The organism is Rhizobacter sp. P1_G5 (assembly GCF_056405435.1).
This window is the reverse complement of the sequence record NZ_JBFUCB010000932.1, coordinates 1-1,634: the sequence shown is the minus strand read 5'-3', so window position 1 is coordinate 1,634 and position 1,634 is coordinate 1. Positions and strand designations below refer to the sequence as shown.

The window sequence follows — 1,634 nt, the reverse complement described above, 5'->3', positions numbered from 1 at the left end:
GTACTTGCGCAGCACCTGGCCGACGCGGGTGATGCGCGCATCGCCCGCCACCGTCAACTCGGGACCGGCGCCTGACGGCGGGGCGACGGTCATCGTGCGGAACTTGAAGATGCGGAACGGCCGGCCGAACCGGCCGACGCGCACCTGCCGGAAGAACACCGGCCCCGGCGAATCGAGCTTGATCAGCAACGCCATCACCGCGAAGGCCGGCGCGAGAAGCGCCAGCCCCAGCGCCGACGCCGCGATGTCGATGGTCCGCTTCAGCACGACCTTGTCAGCTCAGCGCGGCATGCACCGCATCCACCACCCGCTGGACATCGGCATCGTTCATTCGCGTGTAGATCGGCAGGCTGACCAGGGTCTCGAATGCCTTCTGGCTGTGCGGGAACTGCGCTGCGGACAGCTGGTAGCGGTCGCGCCAGTACGGCTGCAAGTGCAGCGGGATGTAGTGCACGCTGCAGCCGATGCCGGCGGCGTACAGGCGCTCGATCAGCGCGTCGCGGCCGATGCGCGCGCCGTCGGCGAGCTGCACCACGTACAGGTGCCAGGCGTGGGCGTCGCCGGCCTGCGCATCGGGTGGGAGYCGCAACGGCAGGCCCGCCAAGCCGGCGTGGTAGAGCGCCGCGATCTCGGCGCGGCGGCGGCGGAAGTCGCGCGCCCGCTTCAGCTGGTGGATCCCCAGCGCCGACGCGATGTCGGTCAGGTTGTACTTGAAGCCCGGCGCGACGATCTCGTAGTACCAGCTCGGCACCTTGGCCGTGAAGCGATCGAACGCATCGCGGCTCATGCCGTGCAGGCGCATCACCTTGATGCGCTTCGCGAGCTCCGGATCGCGCGTGACGACCATGCCGCCCTCGCCGGTGGTGATGGTCTTGTTGGCGTAGAAACTGAACACCGTGACGTCGGAATCGAGCGTGCCCACGAGTTGCCCGCCGACGGTGGTGGGCAGCGCATGCGCCGCATCCTCGACCACCTTCAGGCCATGCCGCTTCGCGACGGCCAGCAGCGCCGGCATGTCGGCGGCCAGGCCGGCGTAGTGCACCGGGATGACGGCCTTGGTGCGCGGCGTGATCGCGGCCTCCACCGCGGCCACGTCGATGCACAGCGTGGCCGGGTCGATGTCGACCAGCACGACATCGGCGCCGAGGTAGCGCACGACCTCGGCGGTGGCGGTGAAGGTGTGCGTGGTCGTGATCACCTCGTCGCCCGGGCCGATGCCCAGCGCCTCGAGCGCGAGGTGCAGGCCGGCGGTCGCCGAGTTGACGGCCATCGAGTGCAGGCCCGGGTCGCCGAGGAAGGCGGTGAAGTCTTCCTCGAAGCGCCGGGTCTTCGGGCCGGTCGTGACCCAGCCGGATTTCAGCGTGTCGACGACTTCGGCGATTTCTTCGTCGCCGATCTCGGGCAGCGCGAAGGGGAGGAACGGCAAGGTGGCAGACATGGTCAAGGCTTGGCAATCCAGGCGAGCACGTGGGTGCGCAGCGCCGGCAAGGTGTTGAAGAGAGTGTAGAGCGCGGGGTGCACCGGTGCGACTGCACGCGCGATCGGCGGCGCAAGCGTCACGCGGCGCCGGTCGATGCGCCCTTGCGGGAACAAGGCCTTCAGCCGCGCGAGCGGCACGCCGCGCACGTCCGGGT

2 protein-coding genes and 1 pseudogene are annotated in these 1,634 nt (G+C 69.7%); all 3 read right to left on the bottom strand.

Annotation, left to right across the window (positions count from 1 at the left end; genetic code table 11):
• Positions 1-267 (bottom strand): sugar transferase (locus AC1D12_RS32875; RefSeq protein ID WP_477845313.1); only part of this gene is annotated, 267 nt, incomplete at its 3' end.
• A gap of 7 nt (positions 268-274) precedes the next feature.
• Complete coding sequence (locus AC1D12_RS32870; RefSeq protein ID WP_477845312.1) at positions 275-1,438, bottom strand: DegT/DnrJ/EryC1/StrS family aminotransferase; 1,164 nt, start codon at positions 1,436-1,438, stop codon at positions 275-277.
• A gap of 2 nt (positions 1,439-1,440) precedes the next feature.
• Positions 1,441-1,634: pseudogene (locus tag AC1D12_RS32865) on the bottom strand (SAM-dependent methyltransferase); the annotation flags it as partial.